This is a genomic window from Paraburkholderia terrae, assembly GCF_002902925.1.
Lineage (GTDB): Bacteria > Pseudomonadota > Gammaproteobacteria > Burkholderiales > Burkholderiaceae > Paraburkholderia > Paraburkholderia terrae.
Window position 1 is genome coordinate 2,741,378 of the sequence record NZ_CP026112.1, and the last position, 23,948, is coordinate 2,765,325.

At 62.6% G+C, this 23,948-nt stretch carries 23 protein-coding genes; 5 read left to right on the forward strand and 18 right to left on the reverse strand.

Translation table 11 applies throughout. The features are described from left to right. Positions 1-56: 56 nt before the first annotated feature. The 11 genes from trpA to leuC all read right to left on the reverse strand — a co-directional run bounded on the left by trpA (position 57) and on the right by leuC (position 11,901). Positions 57-872, reverse strand: a complete 816-nt coding sequence (trpA, locus tag C2L65_RS28600) for a tryptophan synthase subunit alpha (protein ID WP_042315438.1) — start codon at positions 870-872, stop codon at positions 57-59. Positions 873-909: 37 nt separating this feature from the next. Beyond that, a complete protein-coding gene (locus C2L65_RS28605) occupies positions 910-1,824 on the reverse strand; it encodes a DNA-methyltransferase (protein ID WP_042315436.1) in 915 nt (304 codons plus the stop codon). An 11-nt stretch (positions 1,825-1,835) separates the two neighbouring features. Beyond that, a complete protein-coding gene (gene trpB, locus C2L65_RS28610; protein ID WP_035999339.1) occupies positions 1,836-3,029 on the reverse strand; it encodes a tryptophan synthase subunit beta in 1,194 nt (397 codons plus the stop codon). 60 nt (positions 3,030-3,089) lie between these two features. Further along, positions 3,090-3,797 carry a phosphoribosylanthranilate isomerase gene (locus C2L65_RS28615; RefSeq protein ID WP_042315433.1) on the reverse strand — a complete coding sequence of 236 codons (708 nt, stop codon included), beginning with the start codon at positions 3,795-3,797 and terminating at the stop codon, positions 3,090-3,092. Further along, positions 3,794-4,597 (reverse strand): tRNA pseudouridine(38-40) synthase TruA, encoded by an 804-nt coding sequence (gene truA, locus C2L65_RS28620; protein ID WP_042315432.1) that lies wholly within the window; start codon positions 4,595-4,597, stop codon positions 3,794-3,796. The genes C2L65_RS28615 and truA overlap by 4 nt, the downstream gene beginning before the upstream one ends. Next, positions 4,597-6,909 carry a FimV/HubP family polar landmark protein gene (locus C2L65_RS28625; protein ID WP_042315431.1) on the reverse strand — a complete coding sequence of 771 codons (2,313 nt, stop codon included), beginning with the start codon at positions 6,907-6,909 and terminating at the stop codon, positions 4,597-4,599. Before C2L65_RS28625 ends, truA begins: the two co-directional genes overlap by 1 nt. Before the next feature lie 146 nt (positions 6,910-7,055). Beyond that, positions 7,056-8,177 (reverse strand): aspartate-semialdehyde dehydrogenase, encoded by a 1,122-nt coding sequence (gene asd / locus C2L65_RS28630; protein WP_042315429.1) that lies wholly within the window; start codon positions 8,175-8,177, stop codon positions 7,056-7,058. A gap of 300 nt (positions 8,178-8,477) precedes the next feature. Continuing rightward, entirely contained in the window at positions 8,478-9,545 is a 1,068-nt protein-coding gene (gene leuB / locus C2L65_RS28635) for a 3-isopropylmalate dehydrogenase (RefSeq protein ID WP_042315428.1), read from the reverse strand. A gap of 56 nt (positions 9,546-9,601) precedes the next feature. After that, the gene (gene leuD / locus C2L65_RS28640) at positions 9,602-10,255 is read right to left on the reverse strand and encodes a 3-isopropylmalate dehydratase small subunit (protein ID WP_042315427.1); all 654 of its coding nucleotides are present in this window, start codon (positions 10,253-10,255) and stop codon (positions 9,602-9,604) included. Positions 10,256-10,331: 76 nt separating this feature from the next. Continuing rightward, the gene (locus C2L65_RS28645) at positions 10,332-10,484 is read right to left on the reverse strand and encodes an entericidin A/B family lipoprotein (RefSeq protein ID WP_007579623.1); all 153 of its coding nucleotides are present in this window, start codon (positions 10,482-10,484) and stop codon (positions 10,332-10,334) included. 7 nt (positions 10,485-10,491) lie between these two features. After that, positions 10,492-11,901, reverse strand: a complete 1,410-nt coding sequence (gene leuC / locus C2L65_RS28650; RefSeq protein WP_024162898.1) for a 3-isopropylmalate dehydratase large subunit — start codon at positions 11,899-11,901, stop codon at positions 10,492-10,494. A 366-nt stretch (positions 11,902-12,267) separates the two neighbouring features. Here leuC and C2L65_RS28655 point away from each other — a divergent pair, with 366 nt between their 5' ends. Beyond that, the gene (locus C2L65_RS28655; RefSeq protein ID WP_042315425.1) at positions 12,268-12,855 is read left to right on the forward strand and encodes a hypothetical protein; all 588 of its coding nucleotides are present in this window, start codon (positions 12,268-12,270) and stop codon (positions 12,853-12,855) included. A gap of 292 nt (positions 12,856-13,147) precedes the next feature. Here C2L65_RS28655 and gltA read toward each other — a convergent pair whose 3' ends face one another. The 7 genes from gltA to C2L65_RS28690 form a co-directional block, all read right to left on the reverse strand. Further along, entirely contained in the window at positions 13,148-14,449 is a 1,302-nt protein-coding gene (gene gltA / locus C2L65_RS28660) for a citrate synthase (RefSeq protein WP_007579626.1), read from the reverse strand. Positions 14,450-14,541: 92 nt separating this feature from the next. Further along, complete coding sequence (locus tag C2L65_RS28665; RefSeq protein WP_091779836.1) at positions 14,542-14,811, reverse strand: FAD assembly factor SdhE; 270 nt, start codon at positions 14,809-14,811, stop codon at positions 14,542-14,544. A 1-nt stretch (position 14,812) separates the two neighbouring features. Beyond that, entirely contained in the window at positions 14,813-15,517 is a 705-nt protein-coding gene (locus C2L65_RS28670) for a succinate dehydrogenase iron-sulfur subunit (protein ID WP_042317328.1), read from the reverse strand. A gap of 35 nt (positions 15,518-15,552) precedes the next feature. After that, positions 15,553-17,328, reverse strand: a complete 1,776-nt coding sequence (gene sdhA, locus C2L65_RS28675) for a succinate dehydrogenase flavoprotein subunit (RefSeq protein WP_042317330.1) — start codon at positions 17,326-17,328, stop codon at positions 15,553-15,555. A gap of 3 nt (positions 17,329-17,331) precedes the next feature. Next, positions 17,332-17,700: a succinate dehydrogenase, hydrophobic membrane anchor protein gene (sdhD, locus tag C2L65_RS28680; RefSeq protein ID WP_042317332.1), complete on the reverse strand. Its 369-nt coding sequence runs from the start codon at positions 17,698-17,700 to the stop codon at positions 17,332-17,334. Between the two features lie 4 nt (positions 17,701-17,704). Then, entirely contained in the window at positions 17,705-18,121 is a 417-nt protein-coding gene (sdhC, locus tag C2L65_RS28685) for a succinate dehydrogenase, cytochrome b556 subunit (protein WP_091790455.1), read from the reverse strand. 151 nt (positions 18,122-18,272) lie between these two features. After that, positions 18,273-19,073: a GntR family transcriptional regulator gene (locus C2L65_RS28690; protein ID WP_042317288.1), complete on the reverse strand. Its 801-nt coding sequence runs from the start codon at positions 19,071-19,073 to the stop codon at positions 18,273-18,275. 548 nt (positions 19,074-19,621) lie between these two features. Here C2L65_RS28690 and C2L65_RS28695 point away from each other — a divergent pair. The 4 genes from C2L65_RS28695 (at position 19,622) to prpC (ending at position 23,933) form a co-directional block, all read left to right on the forward strand. Beyond that, the gene (locus tag C2L65_RS28695; RefSeq protein WP_035999302.1) at positions 19,622-20,605 is read left to right on the forward strand and encodes a malate dehydrogenase; all 984 of its coding nucleotides are present in this window, start codon (positions 19,622-19,624) and stop codon (positions 20,603-20,605) included. A 211-nt stretch (positions 20,606-20,816) separates the two neighbouring features. Further along, positions 20,817-21,824 carry an HpcH/HpaI aldolase/citrate lyase family protein gene (locus C2L65_RS28700; RefSeq protein ID WP_042317287.1) on the forward strand — a complete coding sequence of 336 codons (1,008 nt, stop codon included), beginning with the start codon at positions 20,817-20,819 and terminating at the stop codon, positions 21,822-21,824. Further along, on the forward strand, positions 21,821-22,732 hold the full coding sequence (prpB, locus tag C2L65_RS28705) for a methylisocitrate lyase (RefSeq protein WP_042317285.1): 912 nt from the start codon (positions 21,821-21,823) through the stop codon (positions 22,730-22,732). Before C2L65_RS28700 ends, prpB begins: the two co-directional genes overlap by 4 nt. Before the next feature lie 25 nt (positions 22,733-22,757). Beyond that, a complete protein-coding gene (gene prpC, locus C2L65_RS28710; RefSeq protein ID WP_103254589.1) occupies positions 22,758-23,933 on the forward strand; it encodes a bifunctional 2-methylcitrate synthase/citrate synthase in 1,176 nt (391 codons plus the stop codon). Positions 23,934-23,948 lie beyond the last annotated feature (15 nt).

Here is a 23,948-nt window from a genome sequence, read left to right on the forward strand (position 1 = left end):
CCAAAGACGGCGCAGCAGGAACCGCGCCGCCATGTTAACCGCGACAAAAATGATGTTTATCGGGCAGTCGCGCCGATGCTGTCGAGCGCCTGGCGAATTTCAGCAATGAAACTCGTCAGCTTGCTCGCAGCGGACTCGGGTGCTGCTTCTTCGAGCAACTGCACGATACGGCTGCCGATCACGACGGCATCGGAAACTTCGGCCACGGCGCGCGCGGATTGCGCGTCGCGAATGCCGAAACCGACGCCCACCGGCAGCGGTACGCGCGACTTGATGGCCGGGATTTTACCCGCGATGCTCAAAACGTCCAGATTTGCGGAGCCCGTGACACCTTTGAGCGACACATAGTAGACGTAACCGGACGCGATTTTACCAACCTCCGCGATGCGCTCGTCCGTCGACGTGGGCGCGAGCAGAAAAATCGGATCGATCCCGGCCGCCTTCATCTTTTCGGCGAAGATAGCCGATTCTTCCGGCGGATAGTCGACAACCAGCACGCCGTCGACGCCCGCTTCCTTCGCGGCAGCCGCAAACGCGTCGGCGCCCATGCGCTCGATGGGATTCGCATAGCCCATCAGCACGACGGGCGTTTTGTCGTCGGTTTCGCGGAAGCGCTTGACGTCGGCGAGCACGTGCTTCAGCGACACGCCCTTTGCCAGCGCGCGTTCCGACGATTGCTGGATCACGGGACCGTCGGCCATCGGGTCGGAGAACGGCACGCCGAGTTCGATGACATCGGCGCCGCCCTTCGCGAGCGCGTGCATGAACTCGACGGTGCGCGCCGGATCAGGATCGCCAGCGGTGATGAACGGAATCAGACCTTTCTTGCCCTGCGCGGCCAGTGCCGCGAACGTGGATTGAATACGGGACATGGAATTTTCTCGAAGTCGATGACTGCGCGGTTTGGCGTCAAGCCGTCGTCGTGGTGTTGGCAACGGCTGCTTTTCGGCGCGAAACGGGTTCCGGCGGATTTGCCGCCAAACTGACACGTTCTCGCGCTATCGCGCAGTAACTTTCATTGATCTCATAGCCGACGAATTCGCGCTTCTGACGGGCGCAAGCGACTGCCGTCGTGCCGCTCCCCATGAAGGGATCGAGCACGCGGCCACCTGGAGGACAACTGGCCAACACCATCCGCTCGACGATTTCGAGCGGTTTTTGGGTCGGATGGTCGACGCGTTCGGCATGTTGCCGGTGCAAACGCGAAACTGACCAGACGTCCTTAGGGTTGTAGCCCATCTCAAGCCACTTGCTTCCTTCGAACAACTTGCGCGAACGCGCCTTCTTCGTGGCGGCATCGTACGGGATACGGACGGGATCGAGGTCGAAATAGTAGTCTTTCGACACCGCGAAATAACCGATGTTGTCATGCACGGATGTAAAGCGGCGCGTCGTGCCGCCCATGCTCGGCACGCGCCGGTCCCAGATGATCTCGTTGACCATCGTGAGGCGGCTCTTCAGAAACACGAAGATTTCCGGCGCGTACTGCCATGTGCAGAAGATATACAGCGAACCCGACGGCTTCAGCTTCGGAATGGCGAGTTCGAGCCAGGCACGCGTCCAGGCGAGAAAATCCTCGCCCGAGCGCATGTCGGAATCGTTGCCATAGTCCTTGCCGAGGCCGTACGGCGGATCGGCGACGATCAGATCGATCGAGCCGTCCGGCAGGTTCGCCGCATCGGTCAGAAAATCGCGGTTCAGGAGCTCGATGCCCGCAGGCACCGGCAGCAGCGGCACAGCGCCCGCGCGCAACGCCTGGGCAACGCCTGCTTCGGCGTCGCCGTCCAGCGCGGGCGGCTGCGGCTCCTCGAACTCGTCGCGCATCGCCTGGGCGCTCAGAACTGGATGCCCGATCGCTCAGCGACCGTGTGCATGTCCTTGTCGCCCCGGCCCGACAGGTTCACCAGAAGGATTTTGTCCTTCGGCAAAGTCGGCGCGAGCTTCGCCGCGTACGCGAGCGCGTGGCTCGACTCCAGCGCGGGGATGATGCCCTCGATCCGGCAGCAGTCGTGGAAAGCCTTGAGCGCCTCTTCGTCGGTGATGCCGACGTATTCGGCGCGGCCGCTGTCCTTGAGCCATGCGTGCTCGGGACCGACGCCCGGATAGTCGAGACCCGCCGACACCGAATGCGTCTCGATGATCTGGCCGTTTTCGTCCTGCAGCAGATACGTGCGGTTGCCGTGCAGCACGCCGGGGCTGCCGCCAATCAGCGACGCCGCGTGACGACCCGTGTCGATGCCGTCACCGGCCGCTTCCACACCGATCAGTTTCACCGATTTGTCGTCAATATACGGGTAAAAGATACCCATCGCATTCGATCCGCCGCCAACGCAGGCGATCACGGCATCCGGCTGACGGCCCGTCAGTTCTGGCATCTGCACCTTGCATTCGTCGCCGATCACGCGCTGGAAATCGCGCACCATCATCGGATACGGATGCGGCCCTGCCACCGTGCCGATGATGTAGAACGTGTTTTCCACGTTCGTGACCCAGTCGCGCATCGCTTCGTTCAACGCGTCTTTCAGCGTGCGCGAGCCGGATTCGACGGGCACTACGGTCGCGCCCAGCAGCTTCATCCGGTAGACATTCGCGGCCTGGCGGCGCACGTCTTCCGCGCCCATGTAGACGATGCACTCCATGCCGAAGCGCGCCGCAATGGTCGCGGTTGCAACGCCGTGCTGGCCCGCGCCCGTTTCCGCGATCACGCGCGGCTTGCCCATGCGTTTGGCGAGCAACGCCTGACCGATCACGTTGTTCACCTTGTGCGCGCCCGTGTGGTTCAGGTCTTCGCGCTTCAGATAAACCTGCGCGCCGCCGAGCAGTTCGCTCCAGCGTTGCGCGTGATAGACAGGGGAAGGACGACCGACGAAGTACTTCAGTTCGCGCTCGTATTCGGCGATGAAGTCGGGGTCTACAGAGTATTTTTCGTACGCGACACGCAGTTCGTCGAGCGCGTGCATCAGCGTCTCGGCAACGAACACGCCGCCATATTGGCCGAAATGGCCACGTTCATCGGGTAAGTTGTACATATTCCGTCACTCTTCTCAGTATGCCGCAGCACCCGCTCGCTGCGAGGCGCGGCCTGGGAATCACCGGGCGTCCGCTTCGCGCACTGCGCGCACGAACGCCGCCATCCGGGCGTGATCCTTCACGCCCTTTGCGCCCGGCACCTCGATGCCGCTCGAGACATCGACCGCGTACGGGCGCACGCGATGAATCGCATTACTGACGTTTTGCGTGTTCAACCCACCACTCAAAACGGCCCGACGCGCGAGCTCTTGTGGAATAAGTGACCAATCGAAGACCTTCCCGCCGCCGCCATAGCCCTCGACATGTGTGTCGAACAGAAGACCACTGGCAGCTGAATAGTTAAGCGCCGATTCTACCAAATCGGCCGGTTGAGTATCTGCCGCAATCCGCAACGCGCGCAACCAAGGCAAACCCGCAACGCCCGCCAGCTTTTCGCACTGCTCAGGCGTTTCGTCGCCGTGGAACTGGAGCATCGTCAGCGGCACGTTGCAGGTGACTTCGCTGAACCACTCCGGCGTCGGATTCACGAACAACCCGACAACCGACACGAACGGCGGCACGACCCGCGTCATCTCGACCGCCTGCGCGATGCTCAACGCGCGCGGGCTGGGCGGGTAGAACACGAGGCCGATCGCATCGGCGCCAAGCGCGACGGCATGGGCGACATCGGCGGCGTTGCCGAGCCCGCACAGCTTGATGCGCGTGCGGTGCGGCACGGTGTCGGTGGCGGGCGAAAGGCTTGCGGCTTGAGTGTCGGCGGAAGTCATGAGTCGGTCCAAACGGTGCTCCACGGAACGCTGCCCGCCTGCGGTGCAGGAACGGCGAACATCTCAGGATAGCCCACTTGAGCGAGATACAGCCCGTCGGGCATGAAGGTGGGCGCCGCGCGTTTCCGGTCGCGACCTTGCAGAACTTCCGCGAGCCACGTCGCCGGATATCGCCCGCGGCCCACGGCCACGAGACAGCCCATCAGGTTGCGCACCATGTGATGCAGGAACGCATTGGCGCGAAAGCGAAAGTGGATGAAATCGCCCTGCGGCCGGATATCGATCTGATACAGATGCTTGACGGGCGTCTTCGCCTGGCATTCCGACGATCGGAACGCCGAGAAATCGTTCTCGCCGATCAGGCAGGCGGCCGCGTCGCGCATCGCGTCGACGTCGAGCGGCGTGTGAATCCAGCCGGCGCGGCCCGTGAGCATCGGCGAGCGCACCGGGTGGACGTACAGCGCGTAGTAATAGGTGCGCTCGAAAGCTGAGAACCGCGCGTGGAAGTCGTCGGGCATTGGCTTGGCCCACTGCACGGCGACCGTCGACGGCAAGAACGCGTTCGTGCCGCGCACCCACGAAAACTCTGTACGGTCGAGTTCCGTGTCGAAATGCACGACCTGCCCGAGACCGTGAACACCCGTATCCGTGCGGCCTGCCACGACCGTCTGCAGCGGCGTCTGCGCAAATTCGCGCAGCGCCCGTTCGAGTGCGTCCTGCACGGTCTTGCCGTGCGGCTGCGACTGCCAGCCGCAAAACGCCGCGCCGTCGTACTGGATGCCAAGCGCGATCCGCGTCATCACGAAAGCGGCGCGAGCGTTGACAGCAACGCGCGTGCGTCGGCGCGGGTGTCGGCGTCGTTCGATTCGATGACTTCGTTGATCAGCGTACGCGCGCCGACAACGTCGCCGAGATCGATGTACTCCACAGCCAGGTCGAGCTTGTTGCGAGCGATGCGCGCGACTTCGACCGGCGTGAACGCGGGCACGACCTGCGACGGCGACGGCGGAAGTTCCAGGTCGAAATCGAGCTTCAACGCGCCGAAGCGCGCCGCACCCAAACCGGCCACGGCGGCCGCACCGGCCGTGCCGGCGATGATCTCGTCGGCGACAGCAGGCGCCTGCGGCGCGTGCGCCGGCACCGCCTGTTGCGCCGTGATTTCGGGCGCGACGACGGGCTGCGTCACAGCGGGTGCGTCGGTTGCCGACGACTCGACGCGCGGCGGCAAAGCGAAGTCGTCGATGCTGTCGAGCGCGCGCATCGCGTCGCGCGGGAATGCGTCCGGCACAGCCGGCTCCAGCGGCGGCGGCGCGCCGAGCGGAAGCGCAGCGGGCGCGCGTTGTTCCGCTGCGTCCTGGGCGTCGGCTGGATGCAGTTCATTCAGCTCGGGCAGCGGCTCGATCAGTTGCTCGTGCTGCGCGGCCGGTTCCACATGACTCAACTGGATGGGCGGCGCAACGGACGCGGTGGGCTGCTCGAACGTGGGTTCGTGCTGCCCGGCTCCCGGTGTCGCGCCAAGGTCGAGTGTGAAAGGCTTGGGTTTCGCGCCGGATTCGTCGTGCGGTGCCTCGATCGGCTCGGCGAAATGCGGCTCGACCGGTTCGTGGATCGGCTGCTCGTCGAGCGGCAGTTCGGCGGATGGCGTGTCGGCGGCGAGTTCGCCCGTCGTCAGTTCCTGTTCGCGCGCGGCCTGTTCCCGTTCGGCTGCTTCGGCGGCACGCGCTTCTTCGCGTGCCAGATCGAGCGATTCGCGCGGCAACGCATCGGCGCCAAGCGTTGAGGCGGCGTCGAGCGCGGCCTCCGCGGATGCGCTGTCGAACGTTTCAGGCTCGGGCTTCGGTGCTGCGTCGTGATCCAATGCGGGCGAAATCGCAGCAGCGGCAACAACCGCAGCCGGACCGGCCTCGCGCAACCCGGTTTCAGACGGTTCGCGCAGCGACGCAGGCGGCTCATCGCTACGCGCGACTGCAACCGGCTCGACGGCCGCGGGCGCAACGGGCGTTTCATCTTCGCGTGCAACGTCGTCGTTCGCCGCTTCCTGCGCGCGCGCGGCTTTGCGACGCCGACGCATCGTCAAACCGGCCAGCAGCGCCACAAGCCCCGCGCCGACGATGGCCGCCACGCCCAGATATTCCTGCGAAATGCCCATCGGCTGGTTCGCGGGCTGCGTAGCTGCAGGTCCTGCATGAGCTGGCGCGCCAGCGCCGGGCGTCGCGTTCGACGACTGCGTCGCGCCCGGTGCCGTCGGCGCGTTTTCGTTTGCGCCCGGCTGCTTGCCGATACCGTGCTTCTGCAATTCCATCAACACACGGTTCTTCAGCGCGAGGAGTTGCTGCAAGCTCGACGGACGCGGCTGCGACGCGGGCTGCGCGTTGCTGGTTGCGGATGCGCCGGGCGGCGTAGCTGCGGACTCGCTGCCCTGGATGGAACCCGTGTATGAATGCGTGCCGCTCGCACCCGAAGCCGAGGCCGCCGCCGCGCCGCTCGTGGGCAGCGCGCCGGTTGCGGGCGCGGACGTCGCCTCGGCGGTGGCGGGCGGGCTGGCGCTTTGAGTTGGACTCGTGGCGGCCGCTTCGGCCGGCGACGATGCGCCGGTTGTCGCAGCACTCGCGCCAGCAGCCGTTGCAGCGGGCGCGGATGCCGAAGTCGTCGCGGAAGCGTTGTTGGTAATCGCAGCCTGCGCCGTCGCGCCGGACGCAGCAGAGGCGGCCATCGCAGCCGATGCCGCGCCGATGGGCGCCCCCGTCGCATCGACGGCAGGCAGATTCAGGACAGCGCCCAGCCGCAACCGGCTTGGATCGTGCCCCATGAACGCGTTCGGATTCGCGTCGAAGATCGCTTTCGCCGCGCGCGCCAGCACGGCGCGATCGTGCGACTGCGTCATCGCGACGGCAGCGTCGTTGAGCGATTGCCCAGGCTGAACAGTGAACTGCGTGCCGCCGGAAGCAGCACCAGCCGGTGCGCTCGCCGCCGCGGCGCCCGCGGCCGTGGTTTGCGCGTATGCCGCGCCCGGTATCGAAAATGCACCGGCAAAAACGATCGCGACCGCCGCCGCAATCCGATGCGAGCCGCTGCGTGTGGCGGCGGGAATAAGAGGGAATCGGGCCGTCATCGGGACCTTTCGTGCGCGGTCGTGCGGCGCATGCTTAGAAGTGTTGGCGACAAGATTCTGAAATACACAATAAAAAAGCGCCGCGAAAAACGCGACGCTTTTTGGGAGTTTTCTACGCGTCGATTAGACAACGCGCGTAGTTTACTTTACTTGTCGAGCAGAATGCGAAGCATACGACGCAGCGGCTCAGCAGCGCCCCACAGCAGCTGGTCGCCGACCGTGAATGCCGACAGATATTCGCCACCCATCGCGAGCTTGCGCAGACGGCCGACCGGCACCGTCAGCGTGCCCGTCACCACGGCGGGCGACAGATCGCGCATCGACGCTTCGCGCTCGTTCGGCACGACCTTCACCCAGTCGTTCGCCGAAGCGAGAATGCCGTTGATTTCGTCGAGCGGCACGTCCTTGTTCAGCTTGATGGTCAGCGCCTGCGAGTGGCAGCGCATTGCGCCGATACGCACGCACAGACCGTCGACGGGAATCGAGCCCGGCTCGCCCATTGCCGGCTTGCCGAGAATCTTGTTGGTTTCCGCGCCGGCCTTCCACTCTTCCTTCGACATGCCGTTGCCGAGATCCTTGTCGATCCACGGAATCAGCGAGCCCGCGAGCGGCACGCCGAAGTGATCGGTCAGCATGCTGTCGCTGTTCATGGCAGCCAGCACGCGGCGGTCGATATCGAGAATCGCCGACGACGGATTAGCCAGCTCATCCTTCACTGCGCCGTGCAGCGTGCCCATCTGGCTCAGCAGTTCACGCATGTTTTGCGCACCCGCGCCCGAAGCAGCCTGATACGTCATGGCCGTCATCCAGTCGACGAGGTTTTCGCGGAACAAACCGCCCAGCGCCATCAGCATCAGGCTGACCGTGCAGTTACCGCCGATGAAATTCTTCTGGCCCTTGACCAGCGCATTCTTGATGACGTCGAGGTTGACGGGATCGAGAATGATGACGGCGTCATCCTTCATGCGCAGCGACGAAGCCGCGTCGATCCAGTAGCCGTTCCAGCCCGCTGCGCGCAGCTTCGGGAACACTTCGTTCGTGTAGTCGCCGCCCTGGCAGGAGATGATGGCGTCGCACTTCTTCAGGTCGTCGATGCTTGTCGCATCTTTGAGCTTGGTCTCGTTTTTGGCAAACGACGGCGCATTGCCGCCCGCATTGCTGGTGCTGAAAAACACCGGTTCGATCAGATCGAAATCGCCTTCCTGTTGCATACGTTGCATCAGGACGCTGCCGACCATGCCGCGCCAACCTACGAGACCTACGTTCATGACTTCATACCCTTCGAGTGGACACTTCCCCGCATCTTTGCCCGCAGTGACCGCGCGGGGAAGATGGGCGGGCACGACGGACGATCAGCGCTTCGTGATCGTTTTCGGGGTAATCGTTTTGATGGTAATGGCGAGCGCAACCACGCGGGCCGTTTTGCCGCGCAGTGTCGAAATCGAGGAGATTTGAGGAATCGTCGCCATCACATGAGTCTACACGAAAACCCGTTTTTTGCGGCGCGGGCGCCGCGATTTGCATGAATCCGCGCAAAATTGGCAGATTCACGCGTGTTTGCTGAAGAATTACAGCGCCGCAACGACGGCATCGCCCATCGCTTCCGTGCCGACTTGCTTGCAGCCAGGCGTAAGAATATCGCCGGTGCGATAGCCTTGTTCCAGCACCTTTTTCACGGCGCTTTCGATACGGTCGGCCTGCTCGGCCCGGTTCAACGAATAACGCAGCATCATCGCCGCCGACAGAATCGTGGCGAGCGGATTCGCAATGCCCTTGCCCGCGATATCGGGCGCCGAACCGTGCGACGGCTCGTATAGACCCTTGTTGTTCTTGTCGAGCGAAGCCGACGGCAGCATGCCGATCGAACCCGTCAACATTGCCGCTTCGTCCGAAAGAATGTCGCCGAACATGTTGCCCGTGACGATCACATCGAACGATTTCGGCGCCTTCACGAGCTGCATGGCCGCGTTGTCGACGTACATGTGCGACAGCTCGACGTCCGCGTATTCCTTCGAGACATCGATCATCACGTCCTTCCACAATTGCGATGTTTCGAGCACGTTCGCCTTGTCGACCGACGTCAACTTCTTGTCGCGCTTCTGGGCCGCCTGGAACGCGACGTGCGCGATGCGGCGCACTTCGGGTTCCGAATAGCGCATCGTGTCGAAGCCTTCTTTCGCGCCTTCGAACGGACCGTCCGGCGCTGCACGCACGCCGCGCGGCGAGCCGAAATAGATGTCGCCGTTCAGTTCGCGCACGATCAGGATATCGAGGCCCGACACGATTTCCGGCTTCAGCGACGACGCGCCCGTCAATTGCGGATAGCAGATCGCCGGACGGAAGTTCGCGAACAGTTGCAGATGCTTGCGCAGACCCAGAATTGCCTGCTCCGGACGCAGCGAGCGCTCGAGCGAATCGTACTTCCAGTCGCCGACCGCGCCGAACAGGATCGCGTCCGCTTCCTTCGCGAGCTTGAGCGTAGCTTCCGGCAGCGGATGGCCCGCCGCCTCGTAGCCCGCGCCGCCGACGGGCGCCTCTTCCATCTCGAACTTCTCGCCGAGTACGTTCAGAACCTTGACGGCTTCCTTGACGATTTCCTTGCCAATGCCGTCGCCCGGCAACACTGCGATCTTCATGCGTATTCCTTGTTGGTTTCTGTCTGGCGTGGATCAGGCGCGCTTTCGCGAAAACTTCAGCGCACGAGGCGGTTATTGAGCCACGGCTGCTTCGCGATGCGCTCTGCCTCGTACTGGCGAATCTTGTCCGCGTGACGAAGCGTGAGGCCGATGTCGTCGAAGCCGTTCAGCAGGCAGTATTTGCGGAACGCAGCGACTTCGAACGGATACTCGGCGCTTCCGTCAGCCGTGCGCACGACCTGCTTTTCCAGATCGACGGTCAGCTGGAAGCCGTTGAACGCGAATGTTTCGTTAAACAGATGGTCGACCTGCTGATCCGTCAGCACGATGGGCAGCAGACCATTCTTGAAGCAGTTGTTGTAGAAGATGTCCGCGAAGCTCGGCGCGATGATCGCGCGGAAGCCGTACTGTTGCAGCGCCCACGGTGCGTGCTCGCGCGAGCTGCCGCAGCCGAAGTTCTGGCGTGCGAGCAGCACCGACGCGCCCTGATAACGCGGCTGGTTAAGCACGAAATCCGGATTCAGCGGACGCTTCGAATTGTCCTGTCCCGGCTCGCCGTGATCGAGATAACGCCATTCGTCGAACGCGTTCGGACCGAAGCCCGTGCGCTTGATCGACTTCAGGAACTGCTTCGGGATGATCGCGTCGGTGTCTACGTTTTCGCGATCGAGCGGCGCCACGACGCCGGTATGTACGATGAATTTTTCCATGACGCTTTAGCCTGTTCGAAGCCGGAAGGCGATGCGCATCGGCATCACTCACCCCCTCCGGCGAATCAAAAACCGCTTACTTTGCCGCCTTGTCGCTGATCGACCCGCCCAGATGCTGCAGGTCTTCGCCAAAGCCATGCACCGTGTTGCACCCAGCGAGGCCGAGCAGCAGCCCGGCTAGCGTCGCGAGTGCGAATCGGCGCAGAAGTGCGATGCGATCGATGTTCATGTGGCGTTCATCCCAGCTTGCGAATGTCGACGAAATGCCCTTCGATGGCGGCAGCCGCTGCCATGGCGGGGCTCACGAGGTGCGTGCGTCCGCCCGCGCCCTGACGGCCTTCGAAATTGCGGTTCGACGTGGATGCGCAGCGCTCGCCCGGCTCCAGCCGGTCGGCGTTCATCGCGAGGCACATTGAGCAGCCCGGCTCGCGCCATTCGAAACCCGCGTCCGTGAAGACCTTGTCGAGACCTTCGCGCTCGGCTTGCGCCTTCACGAGGCCCGAGCCCGGCACGACCATCGCGAGACGGATGTTCGGCGCGACGCGGCGGCCAAGCTTCTTCACGACCCACGCTGCCGCGCGCAGATCTTCGATGCGCGCATTCGTGCATGAGCCGATGAAAATCTTGTCCGGCTTGATCGATTCGATGGGGAGATTCGGTTCGAGCGCCATGTACTGCAACGCGCGTTCCATCGCGTCGCGCTTGACCGGATCCTTCTCCTTCTCCGGATCCGGCACGCGTGCGTCGACGGAGGTGACCATTTCCGGCGACGTGCCCCACGTGACCTGCGGCACGATCTCGGCAGCGTTCAGTTCGACCACGCGATCGAAATGCGCGCCAGGATCGGACGTGAACTGCTTCCAGTATTCGACGGCCTGATCCCATTCGACGCCTTGCGGCGAGAACGGACGGCCCTTCAGATATTCGACCGTCGTGTCGTCGACGGCGACCATGCCGGCGCGCGCGCCCGCTTCGATCGCCATGTTGCAGACGGTCATGCGGCCTTCCATCGACAGCGCGCGAATGGTCGAACCGCCGAATTCGATTGCGTAGCCCGTGCCGCCCGCCGTGCCGATCTTGCCGATGATCGCGAGCACGATGTCCTTCGCGGTGCAGCCGCGCGGCAACTGGCCTTCGACCTTGACCAGCATGTTCTTGCTCTTCTTCTGCAGAAGCGTTTGCGTGGCGAGCACGTGCTCGACTTCCGACGTGCCGATGCCGTGCGCGAGCGCGCCGAACGCGCCGTGCGTGGACGTGTGCGAGTCGCCGCAGACGATCGTCATGCCCGGCAGCGTCGCGCCCTGTTCCGGCCCGATGATGTGAACGATGCCCTGACGCAGGTCGTTCATCTTGAACTGCGTGATGCCGAACGCGTCGCAGTTCGAGTCGAGCGTATCGACTTGCAGCTTCGACACAGGGTCAGCGATGCCGTGGCTGCGATCCGTGGTCGGCACGTTGTGATCCGACACCGCCAGATTCGCGCTAATGCGCCACACCGGGCGCTCCGAGAGCTTCAGCCCTTCGAATGCCTGCGGGCTGGTCACTTCATGCAGCAGTTGACGGTCGATATAGAGAATCGTCGTACCGTCTTCTTCCGTGTGGACCACATGCGTGTTCCACAATTTGTCGTAGAGAGTCTGTGCCATGGTATGCGGGGATAGTAATGACATCGGGCAGTTCGTGTCCGGTCAATTATGCCACGCAGTTGACTTTCCAGGACCATCACGTATCGAGAAAACCGATAAAAAACATGGAGTTGGGTGGTAGTGCCGATACCTGTATCGGCACTACCCCAGGTGGGCGTCCGTGTCCGTTTCGAAATGATCGGATGGAAAGCCGGGCGGGCTTTCGCTGCGCAGGAAGCTCCGCAACTGGCGCTGAAACGGGGGAACGTGCGTAAAGCACGTCCTGCGACGACGTAGCGACAAAACACGCGGGAGTCGGCCGAACGGCGTATAGCGCCCACTTCAGCGTTCGCCATAGCATGGTTAGTCACCCTAACCATGTTAACGATGTCGCAACTCGAATATCTGATCGTCGATTCACCGCCTGAACCTGGACATCGATTCTCAGGGGTGAGCTATCGTGGAACCAAGTGGAATCTCAATCATCTCGATGCCTTCACATTCAAGATCGATCTGGGAATACGAGGAGACGTGACCGTACTCGTACTTTTCTCCTGCCACTGCTTTTCCCGTAGCTTCCGATGGGACGCGCGCGCAACTCATCTGATACCTGCGGATGAAATCTACGATGATGGCAAAGAGCGCCGTGTACTCGACCCGCAGCGCTACGAACTTTCACGCAGGCATCTAAGAGAAATTGTCGTTCAATTGCCGTTCCGGCGCATTACGATTGCCAACGAGAAACAACCCAACTTCGTTACGCTCGAACAACTGAACGAAGACGGCACGAGATCGCTCTATGCCGTTTTCTTCGAAGCAGAGCGAGACCGGAGCCGCAAGCGACGCATCGTATTGCGCATCCAGTCGGCCTACGTGCTGGACAACGGGCTGACGAGGCGTCAGGAAAAGGCCGGTAAAGTCGGCTTCGCGACACTACTGCGTGCGACGTACCTTGGCAAAAGGATTCGCGGGTAGGTCCGCAGAAAAACAAACGGCCACCTGAGGTGGCCGTTGCATGCGGGATTCTCTATCTGTCGTTCGACAAAACTCCCACTCCTGGTGGGACCCGGCTTGCCGGGCGGCGCTACGTTTTTCGCACCCGCTGGTACGTAGTTTTGAACTGTCATTATTGCTTTTTGCCCACCGCCGGTCAAGCACCCCCGACCTGGCCAAACGGCATATAAAGCAAAACACCCCAACGGCGAACCGCTGGGGTGTTTCATTCGATGCGTTTAACGCAAGCGTAGAGCGCTGACGCGCCCGTGGCTTAGCGCTGAGCGATCGGCTTGGCTTCGCGCGGCGTTTCGCCGATGAACAGCTGACGCGGACGGCCAATCTTCTGTTCGGGATCGCCGATCATTTCGTTCCACTGTGCGATCCAGCCGACCGTACGTGCCATCGCGAAGATACACGTGAACATCGACGTCGGGATGCCCAGCGCGCGCTGTACGATGCCCGAGTAGAAGTCGACGTTCGGGTACAGCTTGCGCGACACGAAGTATTCGTCTTCCAGCGCGATCTTTTCCAGCGCCATGGCGAGCTTGAACAGCGGGTCGTCGTGCAGGCCCAGTTCGTTCAGCACTTCGTAGCACGTTTCGCGCATCAGCTTGGCGCGCGGATCGTAGTTCTTGTAGACGCGGTGACCGAAGCCCATCAGCTTCACGCCCGAGTTCTTGTCCTTCACCTGCTTGATGAACTCAGGAATGTTGTCGACCGAGCCGATTTCTTCCAGCATGTTCAGCGCCGCTTCGTTCGCGCCGCCGTGCGCCGGGCCCCACAGACACGCGATACCGGCCGCGATACACGCAAACGGATTCGCGCCCGACGAACCCGCCAGACGAACCGTCGACGTCGACGCGTTCTGCTCGTGGTCGGCGTGCAGGATCAGGATACGGTCGAGTGCGCGGACCAGCACTTCGTTGACCTGGTACTCTTCGCACGGGTTCGAGAACATCATGCGCATGAAGTTCGCGCTGTACGACAGATTGTTCTGCGGATACACGAACGGCTGGCCGATCGAGTACTTGTACGCCATCGCGACCAGCGTCGGCAGCTTGGCGATCATACGGATCGCCGAGACTTCGCGGTGACGCGGGTTATTGATGTCGAGCGAGTCGTGATAGAACGCCGACAGCGCGCCGACTGCGGCGACGAGAATCGCCATCGGGTGCGCGTCACGGCGGAAACCACGGAAGAAGAACTGCATCTGCTCGTGAACCATCGTGTGGTTCGTGACCGTCTTCACGAACTCGTCTTTCTGCGCCTGATTCGGCAATTCGCCCTTCAGCAGCGCATAGCACGTTTCGAGGAAGTCCGCGTTTTGCGCGAGATTGTCGATCGGGAAGCCGCGGTACAGCAGCTCGCCCTTGTCACCGTCGATGTAGGTGATAGCCGAGTTGCACGACGCCGTCGACATAAAGCCCGGATCGTACGTGAACTTGCCGGTCTGACCATACAGCTTACGGATGTCGATCACATCCGGGCCCATCGTGCCCTTGTAAATCGGCATTTCAACGCTCGGCGAGTTGTCGCTGAACGATAGCGTGGCTTTAACATCTGACGGGGTCATAGCACATCCTCAATCGAAGTATGGAAACAGGGTTTCGATAATTGCACGCCTGGATCAAACTCACCTGCGTAACGGCGAGGTTTACACCTTGCCTACACGTTACGCAGCATCTCCAGCACCCGCACGACATCGGCGTCGGCGAGGTCGCCCTCCGGTTCCTTGCGGGCGAGCAGCAAGTCCATCAGGTCGTTATCGCTTAGTTCGAGCAGGCGCGTGAGCGCGCCTACGTCTGCATCACTGAGATCATGCTCATATCGGCTAAAAAAACGCTCGAAGATCAGATCGTTTTCCAGCAGGCCGCGCCGGGCGCGCCAGCGAAGACGCGCGCGACGCAGCGGGTCGGACTGATGCGGCGTGTCCATCTCAGACCGCACGCCGGACCATCAATTCCTTGATCTTGCCGATCGCCTTCGTCGGGTTGAGCCCCTTCGGGCACACGTCGACGCAGTTCATGATCGTATGGCAACGGAACAGACGGTACGGATCTTCCAGGTTGTCCAGCCGCTCGCCCGTCGCCTGGTCGCGGCTATCCGCGATGAAACGGTAGGCTTGCAGCAGCCCCGCCGGGCCGACGAACTTGTCCGGATTCCACCAGAAGCTCGGGCACGACGTCGAGCAGCTCGCGCACAGGATGCACTCGTACAGGCCGTCGAGCTCGTCGCGTTCTTCCGGCGACTGCAGACGCTCCTTCTCCGGCGGCGGCGTGTCGTTGATCAGGTACGGCTTGATCGAGTGATACTGGTTGAAGAACTGCGTCATGTCGACAATCATGTCGCGAATCACGGGCAGCCCCGGCAGCGGACGCAGCACGATCTTCTGCGGCAGGTCGTTCAGGTTCGTCAGGCAGGCAAGACCGTTCTTGCCGTTGATGTTCATCGCGTCCGAGCCACACACGCCCTCGCGGCACGAGCGGCGGAACGACAGCGTTTCGTCCAGTGCCTTCAGTTTCACCAGCGCGTCGAGCAGCATGCGCTCGTGCGAGTCGATCTCGATCTCGTACGTCTGCATGCGCGGCGCGGCGTCCTTGTCCGGGTCGTAGCGGTAGATTTCGAATGTACGCTTGGCCATGGTGTGGGGTCCTTTGTGCTTTAGAAGGTACGCGTTTAGAAGGTCCGTGCCTTCGGCGGCACCGATTCGACCGTCAGCGGGTTCATATGCACCGGCTTGTAGTCGAGGCGGTCGCCTTCGCTGTACCACAGCGTATGGCGCAGCCAGTTCTCGTCGTCGCGATGTTCGAAGTCGTTCTGCGCATGCGCGCCACGGCTTTCCTTGCGCGCTTCGGCCGACACCATCGTCGCGCGCGCCACTTCGATCAGGTTCTCCACTTCGAGCGCTTCCACGCGCGCCGTGTTGAACACCTTCGACTTGTCCTTCAGGTGGATGTTGCCCACGCGTGCAGCCACTTCGCGAATGCGCTCGACGCCTTCGGCGAGCAGCGCCGACGTACGGAACACGCCTGCGTGCGCCTGCATCGTCGAGCGGATATCGTTCGCCACATTCTGCGCATATTCACCCGAGCTGGAGTTGTCCAGCTTCGCCAGACGCGACAGCGCGAAATCAGCGGCATCGGCCGGCAGCGGCTTGTGCTCCTTGATGTCCTTCACGTGCTTGACGATGTGGTTACCCGCCGCGCGGCCGAACACCACGAGATCCAGCAGCGAGTTCGTGCCCAGGCGGTTCGCGCCATGCACCGACACGCACGAGCATTCGCCCACGGCGTAGAAGCCGTTGATCGGGTCTTCGTGGCCCTTGGCGGTGCCGACCACCTGACCGTGAATGTTCGTCGGAATGCCGCCCATCTGGTAGTGGATGGTCGGCACAACGGGAATCGGTTCCTTGATGCAGTCGACGTTCGCGAACTTCAGCGCGATTTCGCGGATCGACGGCAGACGCTTCATGATCGTCTCGGCGCCGATGTGCGACAGGTCGAGCAGCACGTGGTCCTTGTTCGGACCCACACCACGGCCTTCCTTGATTTCCTGGTCCATCGAGCGCGAAACGAAGTCGCGCGGCGCCAGATCCTTCAGCGTCGGCGCGTAGCGCTCCATGAAGCGCTCGCCGTCCGAGTTACGCAGGATGCCGCCTTCACCGCGCACGCCTTCCGTGATCAGCACGCCCGCGCCTGCCACGCCCGTCGGGTGGAATTGCCAGAATTCCATGTCTTCGAGCGGGATGCCCGCGCGTGCGGCCATACCCAGACCGTCGCCCGTGTTGATGAATGCATTGGTCGAGGCCGCGAAGATCCGGCCCGCGCCGCCCGTGGCGAACAGCGTGGTCTTGCCTTCGAGGATATAGACGTCGCCCGTTTCCATTTCCAGCGCGGTCACGCCGAGCACGTCGCCTTCGGCGTCGCGGATCAGGTCCAGCGCCATCCATTCGACGAAGAACGTGGTCTTCGCCGCGACGTTCTGCTGGTACAGCGTGTGCAGCAGCGCGTGGCCGGTACGGTCAGCGGCAGCGCAAGCGCGCTGCACGGGCTTTTCGCCGTAGTTCGCGGTGTGGCCGCCGAACGGGCGCTGATAGATCGTGCCATCCGCGTTGCGGTCGAACGGCATGCCGAAGTGTTCGAGTTCATAGACGGCGTTCGGTGCTTCGCGGCACATGAACTCGATCGCGTCCTGGTCGCCGAGCCAGTCGGAGCCCTTGATCGTGTCGTAGAAGTGGTAGTGCCAGTTGTCTTCGCTCATGTTGCCGAGCGAGGCGCCGATGCCGCCTTGCGCAGCCACCGTGTGCGAGCGCGTCGGGAACACCTTCGAGAGCACGCACACGGACAGGCCCGCGCGTGCCAGTTGCAGCGATGCGCGCATCCCGGAGCCACCTGCGCCGACGATCACCACATCAAACTTGCGACGCGGCAGGGAATTCTTGATTGCAGCCATTCTTTACACTCTCCAGAGAATCTGCGCAGCGTAGCCCGCACACGCGAGCAGCCAGACGATCGTCAACGCCTGCAGCAGAAGCCGCGTGCCAACGGGCTTGATGTAGTCCATCCAGATGTCCCGGATGCCGACCCACGCGTGATAGAACAGCGACAGCAGCGTCACGAAGGTGGCGAGCTTCATCCACTGCGTGGCGAAGATCCCGGCCCAGCCGTCGTAAGAGAATGCGTGCGCGCCGAAGAACCAGGCGAGCAGGATGACGGTGTACACGGCCATGATGACGGCCGTGATGCGCTGCGCGAGCCAGTCGCGCAGACCATAGTGCGCGCCCACGACGAGGCGCTTGGAACCAACTCGGTTATTGGCGGACATGTTTTTAGAATGCTCCGAACAGTTTGAGCGCGAAGGCGATCGTCAGGATCGACGACACCACCAGCACGACGACCGACGTGCTCTTGCCACGCTCTTTCGAGACCGCGTCATGGTTCATGTCCATCGACAGATGGCGTACGCCCGCGCAGAAGTGGAACAGGAACGCCCACGCCAGCACCAGCACGATCAGCTTGACGATGATGTTGGACAGGAAGCCCTTGAACACCTCGTAGCTCAGTTCGGAGGTCAGGCTCTGGTCAAAGAGGTACAGCAGGAACGGAAGGAAGATGAACAGCAGGCCGCCGCTCACGCGGTGAAGGATCGACACCCGCCCCGCGAGAGGAAGACGGTATGCCGTCAATATCTGCCCGATACCGATGTTCCGGTATTCCGGCCTCGGTTTTTTTACGGCTTCTGCCATGCTAGACCCCTACTTGTAGTCACACTAATCCGCAATTTTAGCGCCTTTTCATTTCGCGCTGCAGCGTAACACTGCTCTGGCGAGCGTGCCGCGAAGCGCGCATGAAGGCCCGCGCAAGCCTTGCCGCAAGCCCACGGCAACGCTTTTTCTTTCAACTCAAATCGTTCTGATAGTAATACCCGGTTGTGACATACCATCCGCGCCGTACTTCGACGGGACGGTCACCATAGGTATAGGACACGCGCTCCACGGACAGCAACGGAAATCCCGTCGGCACGTGTAAAAGATCGGCAACGGACGGGTCCGCGGCGACGGCGCGAATCTTCTCGGACGCGCGAATCATGCGCGTGCCGAACTCCGTTTCGAACATCGCGTAGAGCGGCCCCTTGTACTCCGACAGGCGCTCGAGCGTCAGCCCGCGGAACACGCCGCCCGGCAACCAGATTTCGTCGAGCACCGTGTCTTCGCCGTCGAATGTCAAAAGACGCTTGATCAGCACGACGGGGTCGGCCGGCTTCAGGTCCAGCTGCCGCGCGATATCCGCCGACGCGCGCAAGCGCCGGCATTCGAGCAGCCGGCTGATATGCGGATGCTCGGCGCCGTCGTCGGCGAGAAGACGGAGGAAGCGGAACTGCGCGCGCTCTTCGTTGTGCGTAGCAACAAAAGTGCCTTTGCCCTGACGGCGCACCAGCAGGTTGTCGGCGGCAAGCTCGTCGATCGCCTTGCGCACCGTGCCCTGGCTGACCTTGTAACGCGCGGCCAGTTCGACTTCACTGGGAATGATCTCGCCCGGCTTCCATTCACCCGACTCGAGGCTCTGCGTGATGAGCGCCTTGATCTGCTGGTAGAGAGGACTGAACGTCGGCGACGGCGCCGGCGTCGAGACAGGCGCAGCGTCGCCCGCGCCGGACGCGCCGGGAGGGTTCGCTGTGCTGGCCGGGTTCGAATTCATGCGCGCATTTCAACACAAAGCGCCTCATGCCGTCCAGATTTTTTGCCGTAATAGATATGTCTTATATAAGACATAAGATACGGTTGACTTTGTCCCGCCCGACTCCTACACTCCTTGTCGAGCAAGGGTTTGCGGGTTGTGCCACGCATTTTTGACAGCGCTTTATGTCAACAGCGTGATGCACCGGAAGGCCACCCTGCATCACGCTGTTCCCTCACGCAGTTCAGGTTTCGCTTCGCCCTGCATTGCCCGGCAAGTGCGCCGCAATGCCCCGCCGAAACGCGCTGTTTGCAGGAGCCCGCGCCATGCAGCGGCCTTGATATCGCGTCTATCATGGCGCCGATCGCTGCAAGCACTATCCCTCCCCGCGCTCGGCAGCACAGATTATCCGGCACGGCGGCTTCGCCGGCAGCGTGCCTTCGGGCCTTCTTCGGACCGCCTGCAGGGCTCGCGCAGCGAATTTGCCGTGCTAAAACCACGCTTCGCGTAACGCCCATATAGAATGGCGTTTTCCCTAGCGTTCAACGCATCGTCCTGGAGATTTCTCAATGGCTAAGCCCGCAAAGCGCGTTGCCGTCACCGGCGCCGCAGGTCAAATCGGTTACTCCCTGCTGTTCCGCATCGCCAATGGCGACATGCTCGGCAAGGATCAACCGGTCATCCTGCAACTGCTGGACCTGCCGCAAGCGCAAGCCGCCGTCAAAGGCGTCGTGATGGAACTCGAAGACTGCGCGTTCCCGCTGCTCGCGGGTGTCGTGGTCACTGACGATCCCAAGGTTGCGTTCAAGGATGCCGACGTCGCACTGCTGGTCGGCGCGCGTCCGCGTTCGAAAGGCATGGAGCGTAAGGACCTGCTGTCGGCCAACGCCGAAATCTTCACGGTGCAAGGCAAGGCACTGAACGAAGTGGCGAGCCGCGACGTGAAGGTGCTGGTCGTCGGCAACCCGGCGAACACGAACGCCTACATCGCGATGAAGTCGGCACCGGATCTGCCGAAGAAGAACTTCACGGCCATGCTGCGTCTGGACCACAACCGCGCGCTGTCGCAACTGGCTGCCAAGTCGGGCAAGCCGGTCGCTTCGATCGAAAAGCTGGTCGTGTGGGGCAATCACTCGCCGACCATGTACCCGGACTTCCGCGTCGCGACGGCTGAAGGCCAGGACCTGACCAAGCTGATCAACGACGAAGAATGGAACCGCAACACGTTCATCCCGACGGTCGGCAAGCGCGGCGCGGCGATCATCGAAGCGCGCGGCCTGTCGTCGGCGGCTTCGGCAGCGAACGCAGCCATCGACCACGTGCGTGACTGGGTGCTCGGCACGAACGGCAAGTGGGTCACGATGGGCATTCCGTCGGACGGTTCGTACGGCATCCCCGAAGACATCGTCTACGGCGTGGCCGTGACGTGCGAAAACGGCGAGTACAAGCGTGTCGAAGGCCTGCAGATCGACGCATTCGCGCGCGAAAAGATGGACAACACGCTGAACGAGCTGCTCGAAGAGCGCGAAGGCGTTCAGCACCTGCTCGGCTAATCGCCTGATGCAGAATAACCGGGACTCCGTTGCAGCGCGACGGGTTCCGGTTTTTTACGTTTGACAATCCTGCACGATGGTTTGCGCAGCAACTCATGCAGGGGTTCGCAACTGATTCGAGCGCGTTTTGATCTGACCGTCGTATATCACGGTCGTAGAAGACCAGAGCGCACCCGAATCAGAATTTCCAAACAGTACCCACACGCCGATAATGCGCGCACTGACTCCCGCCGAAGTCCTGTTTGACGGCGAAGCGCCGCCCACTGTCCTGCCTGCCTGCGACCACTACGCGGGCAGCGAGAAGCTGATGCTCAAATCGCTCGCTTTGCAGCAGGAATTGGGCCCTGTCTTCGACATCACGCTCGATTGCGAAGACGGCGCGCAAGTGGGCCGCGAGGCGGAACATGCGGAACTGGTCGCGTCGCTGCTGGGCGGCGAGCACGACCGTTTCGGCCGTGTCGGCGTGCGGATTCACGACTTCAACCATGCGCACTGGCGCGACGACGTGCGCCTCATCCTGCGTGCGGCGAAGCGCGCGCCTGCCTTTATTACTCTGCCGAAAATCCGCAACGTGCCCGATGCCGCCGAAATGTGCGCGTTCATCGAGGCCACACGGCGCGAACTGGGCATCGCGAAACCCGTTCCCGTCCAGTTGCTGATCGAAACGCATGGCGCCCTCACGCGCGTGTTCGATCTGGCCGCGCTGCCCGCCGTCGAGTCCCTGAGCTTCGGCCTGATGGACTTCGTCTCCGCGCACGACGGCGCAATTCCCGATACCGCGATGCGCTCGCCAGGCCAGTTCGATCACCCGCTCGTGCGGCGGGCGAAACTCGAGATTTCGGCGGCCTGCCACGCGCATGGCAAGGTGCCGTCGCACAATGTATCGACGGAAGTGCGCGACATGGACGTCGTCGCGAACGACGCACTGCGCGCGCGCAACGAGTTCGGTTACACACGCATGTGGAGCATTCACCCCGCGCAGATTCCCGCCATCGTGTCGGCCTTCGCGCCGCGCGACGAGGAGATCGCGACGGCCACGGAAATCCTGCTCGCCGCGCAGTCCGCGCAATGGGGCCCGACGCGCCATCGCGACACGCTGCACGATCGCGCGAGCTATCGCTATTACTGGTCGGTGCTGCGCCGCGCCCGCTCGACGGGCCGCAGCGTGCCCGCCGAAGCCGCGCCGCTGTTCGGGCCGAACGAGGAATCCGCATCATGAGCAACGCCAACACATCCCCGGGCGCCGCATTCCGCGCAGCCGTCGCCGCCGAAAAACCATTGCAGGTGGTCGGCGCGATCAACGCGAATCACGCGCTGCTCGCGCAACGCGCGGGCTTCAAGGCGATCTACGTGTCGGGCGGCGGCGTCGCAGCCGGCTCGCTGGGCTTGCCCGATCTCGGCATCTCGACGCTGGATGACGTTCTGACCGACGTGCGCCGCATCACCGATGTCTGCGATCTGCCGCTGCTGGTCGACGTCGACACGGGCTTTGGCCCGTCCGCATTCAATATCGCGCGTACCGTGAAGGCGCTGACCAAGGCTGGCGCGGGCGCGATGCATATCGAAGACCAGGTTGGCGCGAAACGCTGCGGGCATCGACCGGGCAAGGCGATCGTGACGCAGGACGAGATGGTCGACCGCATCAAGGCGGCCGTCGACGCGCGCACCGATCCCAACTTCGTCATCATGGCGCGCACCGACGCGCTCGCCGTCGAAGGCCTGCAAGCGGCGATGGACCGCGCGATGGCCTGCGTCGAAGCCGGCGCCGACATGATCTTTCCGGAAGCGATGACGGAACTCGGCATGTACCGGCAGTTCGCGCAGGCCGTGAAGGTCCCCGTTCTCGCGAACATCACTGAGTTCGGCGCGACGCCCCTGTTCACCGTCGATGAACTGCGCGGCGCGGATGTCTCGCTGGTGCTGTATCCGCTGTCGGCGTTCCGCGCGATGAACAGGGCCGCCGAAAACGTTTACACGGCCATTCGTCGCGACGGCACGCAAAAGAATGTCGTCGACACGATGCAAACGCGCGAAGAACTGTACGATCGCATCGGCTATCACGCGTACGAGCAGAAGCTCGACGCGCTGTTCAGTCAAGGCACGCGGAACAACGAGCAGGACAAGTAAGCGGCACATCAAGGAGACCCCTGGAATGAGCGATACGACGCAAGCGGCTGCACCGGGAACAACAAGCGGCTTCAAGCCGAAGAAATCCGTGGCCCTGTCGGGCGTGACGGCGGGCAACACCGCGCTCTGCACGGTCGGCAAGACGGGTAACGACCTGCATTACCGCGGCTACGACATTCTCGATATCGCCGGCGCCAGCGAATTCGAGGAAATCGCGTATCTGCTCGTACACGGCAAGCTGCCCAACGTCGCCGAACTCGCCGCTTACAAGAAGAAGCTCAAGGCGCTGCGCGGCCTGCCCGCGAACGTGAAGGCCGCGCTCGAATGGATTCCCGCCGCAGCCCACCCGATGGACGTGATGCGCACGGGCGTGTCCGTGCTGGGCACCGTGCTGCCGGAAAAAGACGATCACAACCTGCCGGGCGCGCGCGATATCGCCGACAAGCTGATGGCCTCGCTCGGCTCGATGCTGCTGTACTGGTATCACTACTCGCACAACGGCAAGCGGATCGAAGTCGAAACCGACGACGATTCGATCGGTGGCCACTTCCTGCATCTGCTGCATGGCGTGGAGCCGCCGAAATCATGGGTCGATGCGATGCACGTGTCGCTGAATCTGTACGCGGAACATGAATTCAACGCGTCGACGTTCACGGGCCGCGTGATCGCGGGCACGGGCTCGGACATGTATTCGGCCATCACGGGCGCGATCGGCGCGCTGCGCGGCCCGAAGCACGGCGGCGCCAACGAGGTCGCGTTCGAGATCCAGTCGCGCTACCAGACGCCGGATGAGGCAGAAGCCGACATCCGCCGCCGCGTCGAAAACAAGGAAGTCGTGATCGGCTTCGGACACCCCGTGTACACGATCTCCGATCCGCGCAACAAGGTGATCAAGGAAGTCGCGAAGAAGCTGTCGAAAGAGGCATCGAACATGAAGCTGTTCGATATCGCCGAGCGGCTCGAAGGCGTGATGGCCGACGCGAAGAAGATGTTCCCGAACCTCGACTGGTTCAGCGCGGTGTCGTATCACATGATGGGCGTGCCGACGGCCATGTTCACGCCGCTCTTCGTGATCTCGCGCACGTCCGGCTGGGCCGCGCACATCATCGAACAGCGCGTCGACAACAAGATCATTCGACCCAGCGCAAATTACACGGGTCCGGAGAATTTGAAGTTCGTGGCGCTAAATAGGAGAAAATAGCGTCCGCTGTGCGCT